General features: G+C 48.1%; 11 protein-coding genes. 10 read left to right on the top strand and 1 reads right to left on the bottom strand.

Features of this window, described 5'->3' with window-relative positions; translation table 11 throughout:
* The first annotated feature begins 293 nt into the window (after positions 1-293).
* Positions 294-1,790 carry a C69 family dipeptidase gene (locus tag G5193_RS17155; protein WP_421173011.1) on the top strand — a complete coding sequence of 499 codons (1,497 nt, stop codon included), beginning with the start codon at positions 294-296 and terminating at the stop codon, positions 1,788-1,790.
* 172 nt (positions 1,791-1,962) lie between these two features.
* Here G5193_RS17155 and G5193_RS17150 read toward each other — a convergent pair whose 3' ends face one another.
* Complete coding sequence (locus G5193_RS17150; RefSeq protein WP_421206598.1) at positions 1,963-2,487, bottom strand: acyloxyacyl hydrolase; 525 nt, start codon at positions 2,485-2,487, stop codon at positions 1,963-1,965.
* 1,171 nt (positions 2,488-3,658) lie between these two features.
* Between G5193_RS17150 and G5193_RS17145 the strand changes: the two genes are divergently transcribed.
* From G5193_RS17145 to G5193_RS17105, 9 genes are all read left to right on the top strand, one after another.
* A complete protein-coding gene (locus G5193_RS17145; RefSeq protein WP_201996467.1) occupies positions 3,659-4,033 on the top strand; it encodes a hypothetical protein in 375 nt (124 codons plus the stop codon).
* Positions 4,020-5,828, top strand: a complete 1,809-nt coding sequence (locus G5193_RS17140) for a polysaccharide biosynthesis/export family protein (RefSeq protein WP_254204258.1) — start codon at positions 4,020-4,022, stop codon at positions 5,826-5,828. The genes G5193_RS17145 and G5193_RS17140 overlap by 14 nt, the downstream gene beginning before the upstream one ends.
* 65 nt (positions 5,829-5,893) lie before the next feature.
* Complete coding sequence (locus G5193_RS17135; RefSeq protein WP_421206596.1) at positions 5,894-6,694, top strand: ABC transporter permease; 801 nt, start codon at positions 5,894-5,896, stop codon at positions 6,692-6,694.
* A 10-nt stretch (positions 6,695-6,704) separates the two neighbouring features.
* Positions 6,705-7,355 (top strand): ABC transporter ATP-binding protein, encoded by a 651-nt coding sequence (locus G5193_RS17130; RefSeq protein WP_421206594.1) that lies wholly within the window; start codon positions 6,705-6,707, stop codon positions 7,353-7,355.
* Between the two features lie 15 nt (positions 7,356-7,370).
* Positions 7,371-8,597 carry a sugar transporter gene (locus G5193_RS17125; RefSeq protein ID WP_421206592.1) on the top strand — a complete coding sequence of 409 codons (1,227 nt, stop codon included), beginning with the start codon at positions 7,371-7,373 and terminating at the stop codon, positions 8,595-8,597.
* 228 nt (positions 8,598-8,825) lie between these two features.
* Positions 8,826-9,818, top strand: a complete 993-nt coding sequence (locus G5193_RS17120) for a CgeB family protein (protein ID WP_421206590.1) — start codon at positions 8,826-8,828, stop codon at positions 9,816-9,818.
* A 48-nt stretch (positions 9,819-9,866) separates the two neighbouring features.
* Entirely contained in the window at positions 9,867-11,042 is a 1,176-nt protein-coding gene (gene wecB / locus G5193_RS17115; RefSeq protein ID WP_421206588.1) for a non-hydrolyzing UDP-N-acetylglucosamine 2-epimerase, read from the top strand.
* Between the two features lie 67 nt (positions 11,043-11,109).
* The gene (gene wecC / locus G5193_RS17110) at positions 11,110-12,360 is read left to right on the top strand and encodes a UDP-N-acetyl-D-mannosamine dehydrogenase (protein ID WP_421206586.1); all 1,251 of its coding nucleotides are present in this window, start codon (positions 11,110-11,112) and stop codon (positions 12,358-12,360) included.
* 54 nt (positions 12,361-12,414) lie between these two features.
* Positions 12,415-17,214, top strand: coding sequence for a glycosyltransferase (locus tag G5193_RS17105; RefSeq protein ID WP_421206584.1), 4,800 nt, complete (start codon positions 12,415-12,417; stop codon positions 17,212-17,214).
* The last annotated feature ends 36 nt before the right edge of the window (positions 17,215-17,250 follow it).

The raw sequence follows: 17,250 nt of genomic DNA, 5'->3' as shown, positions 1-17,250 counted from the left end.
GAGTCTTTATTGTTGGTGTTTTGGGCTGTCAGTCACACTCAAGTCAGTTGATTGGGCCTAGTATCGCCACGCCAGCGGGACAGCGGAAAGCAGAAATGCGCACAGGTCGCCTATCAGGGGGCCTGGCTACCTCCCTGGTTTCCATGGTTTATTCGCACTGCTCTTTTTCGTGTTTACGGTTTGATGGCCCGCACTGTCCGGCCCGTGTCACCGCGCAGATCCCTTGTGACAGCGGCAGGTTGACTGGCGCGCCACCGCTTATTTGCAACCACTCTGTGCAACAAGGAGATCTCATGTATTCCTTCAAAAAGTGCGTCGTCGCACTCTCCATCAACCTTGCTCTCTTCTCGTCGGCGTTCGCCTGTACCACCTTGCTGGTCGGCAGTGAAGCCAGCGCCGATGGCTCCATGATGGTGGCCCGCAGCGCCGACAGCGATGCCCTGAAAGCCCAGCATTTCGTGATCCATCCGGCCAAGCAGGGGCAGAGCGGTATGCACAGCTCCAAGGCTCACAATGGCGCCAATGATTTCAGCTACCCCTTGCCGAAAAACTCCCTGCGCTATACCACGGTACCGAACTGGAAGACCCAGCTGCATGGCGCCACCGGGTTCAACGAGAAGGGAGTCGGGGTGAGCGGCACCGAGTCCATTTTTGCCTCACCCGAAGCGCTCGCCTTTGACCCCTATGTGGAAGATAAGGGGATCACCGAGGATGACATTCCCGATGTGTTGCTCTCCCGGTCCACATCGGCCCGCGAGGCGATCTCGTTGCTTGGCAACATCATCGAGACCATAGGCGCGGGAGAGGGATTTGGTGTCGCCGTGGTGGATGATAACGAGCTCTGGTATCTGGAGACTGCCACCGGCCATCACTGGATGGCGCAGCGTCTGCCGAAAAATCACTACTTTGCCACCGGCAATCAGGGCCGCCTGCAGCAGTACGATCCCGCCAGTGCCGATATGATGGGATCGAAAAATCTGATCGAATTTGCCACCGAGAAGGGGCTCTACCATCCGCAAAAGGATGGGGCGTTCAACTTCTCGAAAGCCTATACCCGCGATGACGAGCGGGACCGCACCTATAACGATCCGCGGGTCTGGACCATCCAGCAGATGTTCAACCCCTCGCTCAAGCAGGCGGTGGATGCCGGTCGTCAGTTCCCGGTCACCCTCGCCCCCGAGAAGAAGATGACGCTGGAGGAGGTCAAGGCGGTGCTGCGCAATCACTATGACGGCACCGAACACGATCCCTACAGCAAGGGGTTGAACGGTCAGGAGCCGTGGCGCCCAGTCAGTGTGTTCCGTACCTACGAGTCCCACGTGATGCAGGTACGCCCCTGGATGCCGCGTGAGGTGGGGGAGGTGACCTATGTGGGCCTCGGCATGGCAGATCTGACCGCCTTCGTTCCCTACTACAGCGGTCTGGAAGCCTATCCGGCGCACTATGCCATGGGTAGCGACAAGGCCGACAGCGACTCCATCTACTGGAAATATCGCAAGCTGCAGACCCTGATAATGACCGATTACCCCAAATTGGCCCCCATAGTGAAGCAGGCTTACCAGAGCTGGGAGGCGAAGATTGCCAAAGAGCAGAAAGAGATGGAAGCCAACTATCTGAAAACGGTCAAAACCGACAAGGCCGCCGCCAACAGCATGCTCAACGACTTCAATCTGCGGGTGATGAAGGAGGCCGAAATGCTGACCGACGATCTCACCAACCAGATCTTCACGGTGCGCACCCAAGATATTCAGACCGATATTTTCTTCGCCAACAAAGCGAAAAAGGACTGATTGCACCCCATGATGTGGTGGGGCGGCAGAGCGTGTCGTCATCCATGTCTTGAGTATGGTGATCTTCTCACTGTCACCTTTGTTATCAGAAGACGACATAACGAAAAGCCTTCACGGGAGTGAAGGCTTTTTTGCAGAGTGTGTTCAGATGAGCACGACGAAGCCTGTCTGGCTAAAAACGGTACTCGATATGGAGGGTATGGCTGTCCAGCCCCGGGTTCTTGTCATACATATAGGCGTTGGACATGTGCTCATACTGATAGCCGATCAGCCAATTCTTGGTGATGGCGTAACCGAGGCCGATACCCAGAGCGAACTGCAAGGGACCGCCGTAATCCTTGTAGCCGTGGCCGCGGGTGCCAAATTGATACTGATCGAGCCAGACCATTTCGCCGGGGATCCAGGTCACCCAGTTACCCCATTGGCATTCGATACGGGCACCGCCTCCCAGTCTTGCTGTCTCTTCATCTTCTACCTTGAGGGTACCGCCACGCACTCCCAATCCAAATTGACAGGCCGAGTCTCCCCAGCGCCAGAACATGTGGTGAAACTTGGCATCGGCGATCTTGATGTCAAGCTTTTCATTGCTGAACGCCTTGCCCAGCTGCAGGGCAAGAACATTGTCATTGGCCACGGCCCCTGTGCTGGTGAGCAGTGAAACCAGCAGGCCAATCCTTGATAGAGTGTTAGCGTCCATGCCCCCTCCAATGTCGTTGAGACCCTGTGGTGCCGATTCAATCGGACACATATCAGGCATAGTCAACAGGCAATAACCCTGTCAATCACGGCCAGAAAAACTAAAAAAAACCATGTTGGCGAATAAATGGTCTATCGCTTTTATGTTCTCAATAACGGGGGAAAAACGGAGTCTGGCTGAACGTTATTTGAACAGTTTGTTATGTGTGATGTTAATGGCGGTCACTTTTCAGGCAATGGCTGAGTGGATTGATGGGGATATCAGAGAGGTTGCCGAACTCGAATAAAGTATTGCTAACCATATTTTAATTGAAAGTTCAATGGATGTAACTCACAAAAAATTAATTTCTTTTTGGAGGAGCGAGGGATAATTAAGAAATTTCTAAATTAATCTTGCTTGTCGTCAAAAATATTTACACCGTGCGAATACATTTATTACCAATGTTGCTTTGAGCGTAAATCTTTTAAAAACAGAGTCTTGTGTCCCTCCTTGTCGTGTGAAGAATGCAGGTGAGTTTTTTGAGTGTTGACCCAATTGTGGCTTATTGATAGCATTCGAAAAAAATGAGAATAAGTATGATATACGTCACATTGTGACGCTCTCATGCACGGGGTGGGTGCTTACATTGCAATCAACTTCTGTCTGCTTTTTGAGCTGGCAGGCATCGTTATTTTCCCTCCTGTTTTAATTTTACATCCATTTTGTCTGTTTTTTGTCCGGGAAGATGTCATTGCCGTGCGGTAGCTATGGCAAAAAAACAGTGTTTCGCATCAACATCGCTACATCTTTACAGCAATTGAGCAGCATTGCTCATTTTAGAGCTCATGCCTACTTCTGATGAGACTATTGCTGTTCTGTCTGAGATCCATCATATATCGTGTCTTGCTCGATTCACTCAGAACATTCTGAAATGTGTGCTGTAAATGGTAATTTTTTGAGCAAAGCCCTCTTGTTCAGACTGCCTGGTATCGCTTCGCAGTCTCGGCAGATTGTCTGTTGATGAGGAACTCAAAACCCGCTTTTGCAGTTGCAGGGCTGGGGATGAACAGCCACATGTCAGTTCGTTTTTTGGTCATGAAAGATAATGAGTCGATCGGCAATAGCGTTGCCAGACCATAAGGCGACCTGGCTTTAACAGATCAACACTTGACTCCATGGGAAATATTGACACATGAATTTTGCAACCCGGTTATTGGCCATATCGTTAGCCATACAAGTTGGTGGCTGTGCATATGAGCCAAAGCAGGTAGAAGCGTCTCGTCCTCTCGTCAACCCGTCAGTTGCTACTGAATTGTATGCCATGCCTCCCGATCTGCAGCAGGCGCTGAATACACTGCCACAAGGCGCTGCATTCAGTAGAAACAATGTTACCTATACCCTGGGGCAACGCTATGTTTCGGCTCTGGGTCTTGAGTGCGTTGAGTTGTTGTTTAACAGCATGCAAGGCCATTCGCAAAGGCGCGCGGCATGCAAGACTGAAGAACAATGGTATCTGATACCTCAACTGGAACAGACCTCTGTCAGCAACCTTCTTGCTGAGCAATAAAATGAAGGCACATGTTTTGAACAAAATGAAAATTTATCAGCTCGGCACACTTCTGTTTCTCATCAGTACATCCTGCGCAACCATGGCCATTGCCGCCCCGGATTTAGCGCAAGCAAATGGATCATCATTTGGTTACACCCTTTCAGGAAAGGCTGCTGAAAACACCGGCACCCAGCTTGGTGGTCAAGCAGCACTGAGTGGGCAGGCCAACACAAGTTCAACGACCGGGAGTTTTACCCAACAGAATCGTCAAGGGATGTTGTTACCCGGTGAGGCAGATGTACGTAAATTACTGCCCCTGGCAGAGGCTGGATTACCTCCTCCCTATGGCGCCAATCTGTTTGCCGGTGGCTATGAGACCGAACGCAGCGATGGCTTGAATGACAATTATCTGATAGCGCCAGGGGACAAGCTTAATATCTGGATCTGGGGTGCCGTCAATTTTTCAAATGTAGTGACGGTAGATAATCAGGGCAATATTTTCATCCCTGATGTCGGCCCGATAAATGTCAAGAATGTACCTGCCAGCCAGGTCAATAATCTGGTGACCAGCAGGATTGGCGATGTTTTTACAAATAATGTCAATATCTACGTCAACCTGCTGACAACAACTCCCGTGAGTGTGTTTGTCACTGGCCCGGTAATACGGCCAGGCCAGTATGCGGGTCAATCCTCTGACAGTGTGCTCTATTTTCTAAAGCGGGCTGGGGGGATCGACTCGGAGCGCGGCAGCTATCGCCAAATAAAGGTATTACGCCAGAACCAGGTCATCCAAAAAATCGATCTGTATGAATTCATGCAGCAGGGCAAAATGCCCAAGCTCTCTTTTAAAGATCAGGATGTCATCCTGGTAGAGCCACAGGGCCCGATGATAAATGTCGCGGGCAAGGTTCGTAATCCCTTCCGTTTCGAATTGACTCAGCGTAATACGCTAGGCTCGGAGCTGGTTAACTACGCACTGCCGCTTGCCAAGGTGAGTCATGTCGGGGTGATAGGTGACCGTCCAAGTGGTCCATTCTCCATCTATTTACCTTACAAGGATTTTGCCAGCCTCCAGCTTAAGGATGGTGACAAAGTCTTGTTCAATGATGACATGCATGCACAGGTTTATGATGTGCAGGTCGCAGGTAGCTATATGGGGCCCTCATATTTCACTGTGCGCAAGCAGACCAAGCTGCATGAGCTGCTCAACCATATTCCCATTGACCCACAGCTTGCCGATTACCAATCCATCTACCTGATGCGCAAGAGTGTCGCTGCGCGGCAAAAAGAGATGTTGGAAGAGTCGCTCAACCGGTTGGAGCGCAGTGTGTTTACTGCTCCTGCCAGCTCGGATGGTGAAGCGTCGATCCGTGCCAAAGAGGCAGAACTGGTGATGCGCTTTGTCGAAAAGGCCAGAAAAATCCAGCCACTTGGCAAGGTTGTGGTCGCAGACAAGGGGATTGTTGCGAACATTCAGCTGGAACAGGGTGACCAGATTGTCATACCGAACAGAACGGACCTGATTCAGGTCGGTGGGGAAGTCTTGATGCCACAGGCTGTGGTCTATAACGCCAATGCGACTCTCGATGACTATGTGGCCTGGGCGGGTGGATTTACCGAGCGTGCGAATGACCAGCGGATTGCCGTGGTTCATGCCAACGGATTGGTGGAGTTTAAAGATAAGGGGAGTGTCCAGCCCGGTGATCAGATCCTGGTGTTGCCCAAGGTTGACAGCAAAACCATGCAATCGGTCAAGGATATTACTCAAATCATCTATCAGATCGCCGTGGCTGCTAACGTAGCAATTAACTAAGCCGCTTCTTGCTGTAAAAAAGCAGACTCGCCAATAGGCGAGTCTGCTATAGGTAAAGCGAACTAATGAATAAACCGATTCTTAATCAAACGCCGCGCACATCCCTGCAGGTGTTGCGAGATGTTGTCTTTGGCCTGCTTATTCGTGAGCTTAAAACCCGCTTTGGTAGTTACCGGTTGGGTTATGCTTGGGCCTTTATTGATCCTTTGCTAATGATTAGTGTATTCAGTCTTATCTTTGGCCTTCGCAACCACAGCGGTTTTGGTGGGGCACCGGCACCACTCTTTATCACCGCCGGGTATTTGCCTTTTCTCTTTTTTAAAAATGTGGTGAGCAAACTGCAAACGGCAGTTAGTTCCAATATGGGGCTGTTTTGCTACCGTCAGGTCACCCCATTTTCAACCTTTATTGCCCGTTTTATGCTCGAAACCATGGTGGGGATGATGGTGGGGGTAATACTGGTTCTAGGGCTACTCTGGCTGGGCTTTGATGCCATCCCCGCCGATCCGCTGCAGGTGATACTTATCTATCTGCTGCTGATGGTATTCTCGTTTTCCCTCGGCATTGTCTTTTGTGTGATCTGCAACCTGATGCAAGAGGCCGACAAGTTTCTCGGTCTGCTGATGATGCCATTGATGTTTATCTCTTGTGTCATGTACCCGCTAGCCACTATTTCGGCCCAATATCGGCACTGGTTTTTATGGAATCCGCTGGTACATGCCCTTGAGCTTATTCGCAGTGGCTGGATTGCCGGCTATAGCAGCCCATATGTTAGTTGGGAGTATCTGGCTGCTGTCACCTTGATACTGCTCACCTTCGCCATGAGTTGCTATCGGTTAAGCCATCGTCGCTTGATTGCAAGTTAAAGTGATCCACATGATTGTTCTTGATTCTGTTACCAAGTATTACCCGACCAAATTTGGCCGTAACTATGTGCTGCGCGATGTATCCCTCACCCTGCCTCGGGATCGCAATATCGGCATTCTGGGGGTCAACGGGGCGGGCAAATCTACTCTGTTGCGACTCCTCGGGGGCATGGATATGCCCAATCGTGGCAAGGTAAGCCGACATTGTCGGGTCTCTTGGCCACTGGCGCTGGGAGGGGGATTTCAAGGCAGTATGACGGGCCGTGAAAATACCCGTTTCGTCTGCCGCATTCATGGGGTGCGCGAAACGGCTGCGGTTGAGGAGTGGGTCAAGGAGTTCTCGGAAATAGGTCAGCATTTCGAGCTACCAATCAAGGGATACTCCAGTGGTATGCGTTCCAAATTTTCCTTTGCGGTTAGCATGGCGTTTGATTTCGATATCTATCTGACTGACGAAATCACCTCGGTGGGCGATGCCCGCTTTAAGCAGAAGTGCATCGATGTATTTAACGAAAAACGTGAAACTGCCAGCCTTATTATGGTGTCGCACGATATGAAAAACCTGCGTCAGCAGTGTGATATGGGAGTTTTATTACGAAATAGCCGATTGGAGGTATTTGACAATATCGACGATGCGATCCGTATTTATCAAAATCTATAATAAGCACAATTAAACATGACACAACCTATCAGAACAGAAAAGCCATCACGCTTCGTGCGGAAGCTTCGCAAACTTGGCAAAGAGCCGAAGCGTTTCTTTATTGATTCCAACGGTTATAAAATCGCTCATCGTTCCTGGCAACAGAGTCTGAAACTGGGCAGCTTTTTGTGGGTTGTAGCCTGCTTTACCATGGCATCGATCTATTTTGGTGGCGTTGCTTCAGACCGTTATGTCAGCCGAAGTGACATCATTATCAAGCAGGCAGATCAAATCAAAATGTTGCCCGATGCCCTGTCTATGCTGGGGCTGGGTGGTAGCAATCATCAGGACGTATTGCTGGTACAAGAGTACCTGCGCTCCTGGGATCTGCTGGCCAAGCTGGATCGCGAATTGGCGCTTAAAGCGCACTACCAAAGCCATGATGCCGACTTCTTCTCCCGTTTATCGGGGGAGGCGACCCGCGAAGAGTTTCTTGAATATTACCGTGATCACCTGACCTTGCGTCTTGATGAACTCTCCGGTGTATTAACTATCGAACTGCAGGCTTTTGATCCTGTATATGGCCAGCAGGTAGTTAGCATGATGCTGAAAGAGGCGGAAGGTTTTATCAACAAGCTGGGCCACCAGGTCGCCATGGATCAGCTTGCGTTTGTCGAGCAAGAGGTTAACCGTTCCCATCAACGCTTGCAGGCAGAGAAAGCCAAGGTACTGGCGTTTCAAAATAGCCATCAGCTAATCAGTCCGGAATCGACCAGCACTGCACGCCTTGGTGTGGTCAGTGAAATTGAAGCCGAGCTGGTGCGCCAGCAGGCAGAACTGAAGCAATTACGCAGTTATATGAAAGAGAGCGCACCAGGGGTGGTGTCGGTGCAAAGCCGTGTTGATGCGTTAAGCAAGCAACTGAAACAGGAAAAGGCGAAATTGACCACCAATGATGCCGGTGCTGGCACTCAGGTGGCGCCTGAGGCGATGAACGAAATCACTGCCCAATATATGGATCTGCAAACCCAGGCCACTCTGGCTGCTGATCTCTACAAGACGGGCCTTATCAGTCTGGAGCAAGCTCGCGTTGAGGCATATCGCAAGCTGAAACACCTGCTGGTCGTGACGAAGCCAACCTTGGCGGAAGAAGCCGAATACCCACGCCGCTTGTATAACCTAGTCACAATTGGTGTTCTGCTTTGCCTCTTCTATGGCCTGATTGTTATGGGGCTGGCGACCTTGCGTGAACATCAGGATTGATAGGGTGATGCAAGATAGGTCAGATCTGTATTCTTGGCAGATGAGAATATCATCTGCCAAAGAGATAACGTTGAGGAATGAGGTCTGCCTGTCAGAATATAGCCAAGTGACTATTTTATAAAAATTTATTGGTTTTTTGATAAAAACCAGTGTGCTGTTCATATTCCACGCTATGTAGATAATAGGTGGTTATGATTTTTACTGGATTATATATGTGGATCAATTTCTTTGGGCAATAATAAACGACCATGTATTGCTTTAGTGGCCGACCAGTTTACTACATTCAGTTTGGCTCCAGACGCAGATTTAATTCAAATAACACCGATAGATTGGCAATGGAAGTTAAGATTTTACAAACCTGACTTTTTATTTGTCGAATCAGCCTGGCGTGGTTATAAGGATAGCTGGAAAGGGAAAATAGCCAGTTATGCCCATAGTTCGCCTAATAAACCAGAGCTGCGGAGGTTGCTGGAATTCTGCCAAAAGCGGAAAATCACAACAATTTTCTGGAACAAAGAAGATCCGTTTCACTTCGAACGCTTTGCTGATGCGGCCGCGTTGTTTGATGTAGTCTACACCACGGACTCCGGCTCACTGGAGCGCTATCATGCGCTCCCCCATCAGCGTTTTCAGCATGTCGGTGTGCTGATGTTTGCTGCCCAGCCACGCTGGTATCAACCTGCAGAGAAGGGAGTGCGGGGTCAGGAGGTCGCATTTCTGGGTGGCTATTATGGTAACGAGCTGGCTGAGCGAAGCAGGGTTCAGGAGGATATTCTTCTGGCATTGCGAGATAAGAATCTGATTATTTTTGACCGGTTTTGGCAGAAAGGAAATGGCTGCAGCTATCCTGAGAAAATACAACCTTACTGTAAACCTGCGATCACTCAAATGTCAGTTGCGAAGGCATATCAGCAATATCAAATATACTTAAACTTCAATACGATTAGTCAATCTTCAACAATGCTATCCCGTCGGGTATTTGAATTGGCCGCTGCTGGCTGCCCTATTATCAGTACGCCTTCGATCGCCATGGATAACATTTTTGGCAAGAGCATTGTCGCAGTGCAGGATGGTGCTGCGGCGCGCGAATGGTGTGAACAATTACAAAATAATGTTCGACTAAGAGACGAATTGGGTCAAAACGCGATGGAAATCGTGCTGGCCCAACACACCTGGCAACACAGGCTGACACAGCTCAACAGTGAACTCAGTCTTTATTAGTTAATTTCGGATAGATAAAACCAATTAGCTCACACGGGAGTGATTATTATGCCAATTAAGGCGCAGCGAGTATTGATCGTTTTTGGTACCAGACCGGAAGCCATCAAGATGGCCCCTATCGTCAAGGCTTTCCAGGCCAATCGCAAGGTTGACGTCAGGGTTTGTGTTACCGGGCAACACCGGGAGATGCTGGATCAGGTTCTCAACCTGTTCGAAATTGAGCCGGAATATGATCTCAACATCATGAAGCCGGGCCAGGATCTGACCGATGTCACGACCGCCATCTTGCAGGGGCTCAAACCCGTTTTTGCCGACTTCAAACCGGACCGCATTCTGGTGCACGGTGACACGGCTACGTCGTTTGCGGCGACACTGGCTGCCTACTACCACCGTATCGCGGTTGGCCATGTTGAAGCAGGGCTACGCACCGGCAACATCTACTCTCCCTGGCCGGAAGAGGGGATGCGTCGTTTGACTGGTGGCATCGCCGATCAACACTACACCCCGACGATCAGCTCGCTGAAAAACCTCATCATGGAGAACATCGCTCCGGAGACCATCTTCGTCACCGGTAACTCGGTGATCGACGCCCTGATTGAGGTTTCCCAACGCATTGATAAAAACCTTGGCATGAAGGCTGAACTGGCCGCGCGCTTCCCTTTCCTCGACAAGAGCAAGAAGCTGATCCTGGTCACCGGCCATCGCCGCGAAAACCATGGCGATGGCTTTGAGCGGATCTGCAAGGCGCTCTCCGTGCTGGCCCAGCGGGATGATGTGCAAATCGTCTATCCGGTTCATCTCAACCCCAACGTACAAGAGCCGGTCAACCGCAACCTCAAGGGGCTCGACAATGTGCATCTGATCGAGCCGCAAGATTACCTGCCGTTCGTCTATCTGATGAAGCAGAGCTACCTGATCCTGACCGACTCGGGCGGTATTCAGGAAGAGGCGCCCACCCTGGGCAAACCGGTGCTGTGCATGCGAGACACCACAGAGCGTCCTGCTGCAGTCAAGGCCGGAACAGTTCGTCTGGTGGGGACCTGTGACGAGACTATCGTTGCAGAAACCGTTCGCCTGCTGGATGACGAGCTGGCCTACCAGGTGATGAGCCATGCCAACAACCCCTATGGGGATGGCAGAACCAGTCAGCGCATCGTTGAGGCCGTCATCGGCTTGAGCGGCGCCCTCGGCCAGCAGATTGATAGCAGCCTGCAAGTGGCCTGATTTACAGATTACATAACTGTCCTTGGGGGCATATTGCCCCCAGTTTTCCTTTTGAGAGCACAAAATAATGAAATTCGAAACCATCTCCGTCGTTGGTCTGGGTTATATCGGTTTGCCAACAGCAGCAGTCATTGCCAGCAACGGCATTCGGGTTATCGGTGTCGATGTCAACCAGCATGCGGTAGACACCATCAATCAGGGCAAGATCCATATCGTGGAACCGGGCCTGGAAGATCTGGTCAAGCAAGCGGTGCAGGATGGCCACTTGAGCGCACACACCAGCCCGCAGAAGGCGGATGCCTTCCTGATTGCCGTACCGACTCCGTTCAAGGGTGAAGATCACGAACCGGATCTGAAATATATCGAGAGTGCTTCCCGTGCCCTGGCGCCCATGCTGGAGAGAGGCAATCTGGTGGTACTGGAGTCCACTTCTCCGGTGGGGGCCACCGAACAGATGGCCAAATGGCTGGCCGAAGAGCGCAGCGATCTGACCTTCCCGCACACTGTGGCAGAAGGCCAGACCCCTGACATCTTTGTTGCCCACTGCCCGGAGCGTGTGTTGCCCGGTCAGGTGATCCGCGAGCTGGTGGAGAACGATCGCATCATCGGTGGCATGGACAAGGCTAGTACCGAAGCCGCCACTCAGGTCTACAAGATGTTTGTCAAGAAGGGTGAGTGCATCGCCACCGAAGCGCGCACCGCCGAGATGAGCAAGCTGACCGAGAACGCCTTCCGCGACGTCAATATCGCCTTTGCCAACGAGTTGTCACTGATCTGTGACCAGCAGGGCATCAATGTGTGGGAGCTGATCTCCCTTGCCAACCGTCACCCGCGAGTCAATATCTTGCAGCCGGGTTGCGGCGTGGGTGGCCACTGCATCGCAGTCGATCCCTGGTTTATCGTCAACCAGAATCCTGAGACTGCCAAAATCATCCACCAGGCTCGCCTGGTCAACGACTACAAGCCGCACTATGTGGTGGAGCAGGTAGAAAAAGCGGTTGCCGGTCTGAGCAACCCGAAAATTGCCTGTCTGGGTCTGGCTTTCAAACCGGATATCGACGATCTGCGTGAGAGCCCGGCACTGGATATCACCAAGACCCTGGCGAACAACCCGGCCTATCAGATCCTGGCAGTTGAGCCCAATATCGAAGCTCTGCCGCCGGTACTGGAAAACCGCAATAACGTGTGTCTTTCTTCGGTTTCTGAAGCAATACAACAGGCTGACGTTGTTGTTATTCTTGTGAAACATAAGTCCTTTATCGGACTGCAGGAGAATGATTTCTCAAGAGCCAAAGTTATTGACTTTGTCAATGTATAAACTTTAACGCTTTAAAATCAGCTTCTATTTATAGCCATGAGTAAATGTGTACTCATGGCTCTTTTACAAGAAAAAATGGCTATGACTGATATAGAAAAAATTAAGCGTGAGCTTGAAGAGTACAAGATAGAAAACCACACATTAAGACTTAAGAATGATAAAATAAAAAGCACTGTATCATATCGCCTAGGCAATGCTTTAATAACCGGGTTCAAAGGATATCGTCAGTTCATTATGCTGCCCTACGCACTTTATAAGCTGCGTCAAGAAATAAGAGGCAGGAGAAAAAAGAAAGAACAAAAGAGCAAAAATAAATCTCTCGTACTCTCACAGCATTCATTTTTCATATTAAGAGATGCGGTAGTTTCTAGCCATATCATGACCGAGCAAGGTGAAATCAACCTTCTTGGCCACATTCAGGTCGAGGATAATGAAAAACAGAATGCCGCATTACTGATCTTCAACATCTCGGGAGAAAGCAATAAAGCTCTGGCAAATAAAATTGGTGTCAGCTGGTCAGAGAAGGTTGGTATGTATCATTACTTGCCAACAAATAATGGCTCCTGTGATTTCTCTTTACAACTTAAAAATGTTCCAGCAGGGAGACTGGAAGTTGCAGCAAGACGTTGGCATAGCAAAGGTTTGGTAAAAATATCAGGGGCGCTGACAATCCAAGAGGAAGCCTCATCCGAAGATAAATTACGCCAATCAGGTATTACTGAAAAATATACCATCTTTTATCATAAAAACTCTGTGCATGATTTTATCATTGCATTGAATAAAGATAACTCTCTTACAGAGATGGATCGAGGGATAGTTCTATCTAATATTCTTAAGGGACTTACCGCGAAGGATCGCAGCTCAATTCAGTCATTGGTCACAGAGATAATAAAATGCTCAATGCCACCAGAGCAAGTTCATGCTGTTTGCCAGCATCTTTATAATGAAGGATGTTATAGAGAGACACATACACTTTATGCTCACTTTAAATCTGGCCTAGACAGTTATAAGAGAAAGTTCATTACAGATATTATTGGGATATTGGATAATGGACTGGGTGTGCCAAATAAATCAGCGCGGAAATTTGCTGCTTCATCTAATAATATCAACTATCTCATTCATTGTTCATTACCACATCATTCTAATGGCTATGCCACTCGTAGCCACTCTGTCCTAACATCACTCAATGCACTAGATATTGATATTACTGGTATTACCAGACCAGGATATCCTTGGGACGTTCGTTTTTCGTCTCCCCCTAGTGATGACTTGCACCATGTTATTGATAATGTCAACTATCGTCATCTTTCAGGCCCTGTCCAGCGAGAGTTGACCATCTCCGAATACATAGACCATGCATCTCGTGTCATTGAATCTAATACCATTGATAATGGTGCTAAATATATTCATGCATGCTCGAATTATCTGAACGCATTCCCTGCTTTATTTGCCGCTAGAAGATTGGGTATTCCTTTTATCTATGAAGTACGTGGTTTTTGGGAGATAACTGAATCCTCACGCAAGCTTGGATGGGAAAATTCAGATAAGTATCAAGTTGATAAGCAACTTGAAACACAGCTTGTACAATCCGCCGATGTCGTCATCACTCTCACTGAGGCCATGAAGGCTGAGATTGTAACGAGAGGGGTACAAGCAGAGCGAATCTTCGTCGCTCCCAATGCTGTTGACCTAGATAAATTTGTTGCTCGGCCGATGAATCTTGAGCTTAAAACTGAGCTAGGTCTTCATGAAGAGCTAACAATTGGCTATGTCGGTTCAATTGTTGATTATGAAGGCCTTGATGATCTCCTGATTGCATCTAGCCAGCTTATCCAGGCAGGATACCGATTTAATGTACTTATCATTGGAGATGGCGGCGCTTTGCCGGGTCTCAAAAAACTTGCCAAAGATCTCGACATAGAACATTGTGTAAAGTTCACCGGAAGAATACCGCACGAGTCCGTTGTAGATTACTATTCAATCATTGATATCACTCCATTCCCTAGAAAAAGTCTCACCGTTTGTGAACTTGTCTCACCGTTAAAACCCTTTGAGGCTATGGCTCTCAGTAAATGCATCATTGCTTCTGATGTCCAAGCAATAAAAGAGTTTATTATCGAAGGGGAGAATGGCCTTCTTTTCGAGAAAGGAAATATTGCTTCTTTGAAAGATGGGTTATCAAAGTTACTCACTGATCAAAAATTAAGGCAACACTTGGCTACCAGTGCCAAAGCATGGGTTTCAGAGCAGAGAACTTGGAAAAGAACAGGGCTGGTTTTCAAGTCAGCATATGATTTTATCAATAAGCAAGAACTCATTTCACATGAGAATGGGGACTTATTATCCTTAAAACAACATGCAGCATACTATCTTGGTAAAGAAGCCTATATTGATATTGCAACAAAACCCCATACGAGTTTCGTTGTCGAGGGAAATACCAGATATATGCTCAAAGGGAAGTGTAATATCAGCCACGCCCGTTCAGCCTTGGTACAATTTAAGTTGTCGCCTGACGTTTCAAAAGAGATGTATGTGACACTTGGCTATCATTGGTCAGAACGAATGGGGGCATACCGTTATATCCCTGTGTTCAATGATGGAAATTACTGCATACCTTTCAAAACGGCTAATAACTCCCTTTTTGCAAGTATCACCATACACCCCTGGGGAAAGAGTGCTGAGAAGATCCTGCATCATAACGTAGTCAATATTGAGAAAAGTTATAACGATAAGGCTGCCGCTGTTTCGGCAATCACGAGTATGGGCTCATGTAAAAACATAGCTATTTATGGTGATGTCAATACGAATCTCATTGATGGTGCTGCGATTTGGCTTATCTCTCTTGCTAAAACACTTGCCAAGATAGAGCACGTTAATGTATTTGTATTTTTGAAAGATAAAATAAAAAGCACAGAAGTTATTGATGATGCCTATAGGTTTGAAAATATTTATTTGATTGAACCCGACAAGGGGCCAATGAAACCAGAAGCAGTTGTCAATACGTTCAAGGACTTTGAAGAAGAGCATGGTTGTTTTGACGCCGTTATCGTGAGAGGGGCAGATGTCTGTAAAGCCCTTGCCGATGCTGGAACTCTGGATGGCAGACTGATTCCTTATTTAACTGATATTCCGCAATCTACCGAGTTGTTGACTGTTGAATGGAAAAATAAAATTGATGATATCATTTACTCTTCCGGCCATGTACTGTGTCAAACAAGTGAGTTGTCTGATTTCTTTGCTTTGAACTTCCCTGATGCTACTACGTCATTGCTTCCACCTATGGTGCCAGCCAAGTTGACCGGAAGGCGAATTGAAGATAACCAAAAGCAAGTTTTGATATACGCTGGTAAATTTGCCCCGGAATGGGGAATCCGTGAGTTATTCAGTACATTTAGAAAATTGCAGGAGACATTACCAAAGCTCGAGCTGCATATTTATGGTGATAAGATTCACAACCCAAAAGATGACCCTAGTTTTTATCAAGAAACGTTGCAACAGCTCAGCAGCGGCAATGGTATTGTCTGGCACGGGCGAGCTGCTCGTCAGCAAGTACTAAATGCCCTGCTTTCTGCAGATCTTGCATGGGCGTGGCGTCATGATAGCCTTGAGCAACACACCAAGGAGCTCTCCACGAAGCTACTCGAGTATGGCCTTGCCAAGATTCCCGTTCTACTGAATCGTTCACCCTTGTATGAAAAATTGTTGGGCAGTAAATTCGAACTATTCGCCAGAAATCAACAAGAGCTCGAGCAACGAGCCCGTTTTGCCTTGATGCTCAAGAAAACAAAGCGTTTGACAGCACCACTGGAGAATCTGGTCAAGCAACACACCTTCGAACACGTCGCTGTCAAGCATTTACAACCCATGCTTGAGAAATTCCCTATGAGGAATAAGTCCGTTATCTTGTTAGCAGGTCATGACCTCAAGTTCTTCACTCACTTGGAGGCAACTTTCAAGCAACAGGGCTTCACCGTGTTAATAGATCGGTGGTTGGGCCATAACAAGCACAATGAACAGAGAAGCAAGGCGCTGCTTAGTCGGGCTGACATTGTCATCTGCGAGTGGGCATTAGGTAACGCGGTCTGGTATAGCCGTCATCTGCAAGCTCATCAGAAGCTACACATCCGCGTGCATGGACAAGAGGTTAACCTCGAGTACTTTAGCAAGATGGACTTTAGCAAGATTAGCTCTATTAATTTTGTGAGTCAGCATCTACTCGATGATGGTCTGCTAAAGCAACCTATGATTCCGCACGAGAAATGCCATGTAATTCCAAACTATGTTCTTTGTGAAAAATTGAACCGACCTAAAATTGATGGTGCTGAGTTTAATATTGGCCTGATTGGTATTGTCCCCAAAATGAAGCGCCTCGATAAGGCCTTGGACATCTTGGAGGAAGTTCGTAAAAAGGATTCTCGTTATTGTCTTTTTATTAAAGGTAAAAAGCCGGAAGACTATCCTTGGATGAAGAACAGACCAGAAGAGATGGCTTTTTATGAAGCGCAATATGCTCGCATTGAAAATAGCAAATGGTTAAAAGGTGCCGTCTTCTTTGATGGGTTTGGTAGTGATATGGCAACTTGGTATCAGAAAATTGGTTATGTATTATCAACTAGTGATCATGAATCATTCCATCTGAGTGTTGCTGATGGTGCGGCAAGTGGGTCATGTCCTATTGTAATAAATTGGCCAGGCTCTGACACACTATATCCGAAATTTTTCATTTTTTCAGATACCGAGTCCGCGGCCATGAAGATCGTAAAAAATAACAATTTCATGCACGATAATAAATCATCTTCAGAGAAATTTGATATCGCAAACATATCAATGAAATGGCTCAATCTCATCAGTTAAAATAATGGTCGCCCTCTCAGATAGAGAGGGCTATTA

The sequence above is a fragment of the Aeromonas sp. 601027 genome, assembly GCF_049174455.1.
Classification (GTDB): Bacteria; Pseudomonadota; Gammaproteobacteria; order Enterobacterales; family Aeromonadaceae; genus Aeromonas; species Aeromonas veronii_A.
Note: the sequence above shows the minus strand (reverse complement) of the source record. Positions and strands in the feature narration are given on the sequence as shown.

Bases quoted from the DNA above. Each gene is read 5' to 3' on its own strand.
- G5193_RS17125 (WP_421206592.1), top strand. From the start codon at position 7,371: ATGACACAACCTATCAGAACAGAAAAGCCATCACGCTTCGTGCGGAAG.
- G5193_RS17105 (WP_421206584.1), top strand. From the start codon at position 12,415: ATGGCTCTTTTACAAGAAAAAATGGCTATGACTGATATAGAAAAAATT.
- G5193_RS17135 (WP_421206596.1), top strand. From the start codon at position 5,894: ATGAATAAACCGATTCTTAATCAAACGCCGCGCACATCCCTGCAGGTG.
- G5193_RS17155 (WP_421173011.1), top strand. From the start codon at position 294: ATGTATTCCTTCAAAAAGTGCGTCGTCGCACTCTCCATCAACCTTGCT.
- G5193_RS17150 (WP_421206598.1), bottom strand. From the start codon at position 2,487: ATGGACGCTAACACTCTATCAAGGATTGGCCTGCTGGTTTCACTGCTC.
- G5193_RS17145 (WP_201996467.1), top strand. From the start codon at position 3,659: ATGAATTTTGCAACCCGGTTATTGGCCATATCGTTAGCCATACAAGTT.
- wecC (WP_421206586.1), top strand. From the start codon at position 11,110: ATGAAATTCGAAACCATCTCCGTCGTTGGTCTGGGTTATATCGGTTTG.
- wecB (WP_421206588.1), top strand. From the start codon at position 9,867: ATGCCAATTAAGGCGCAGCGAGTATTGATCGTTTTTGGTACCAGACCG.
- G5193_RS17130 (WP_421206594.1), top strand. From the start codon at position 6,705: ATGATTGTTCTTGATTCTGTTACCAAGTATTACCCGACCAAATTTGGC.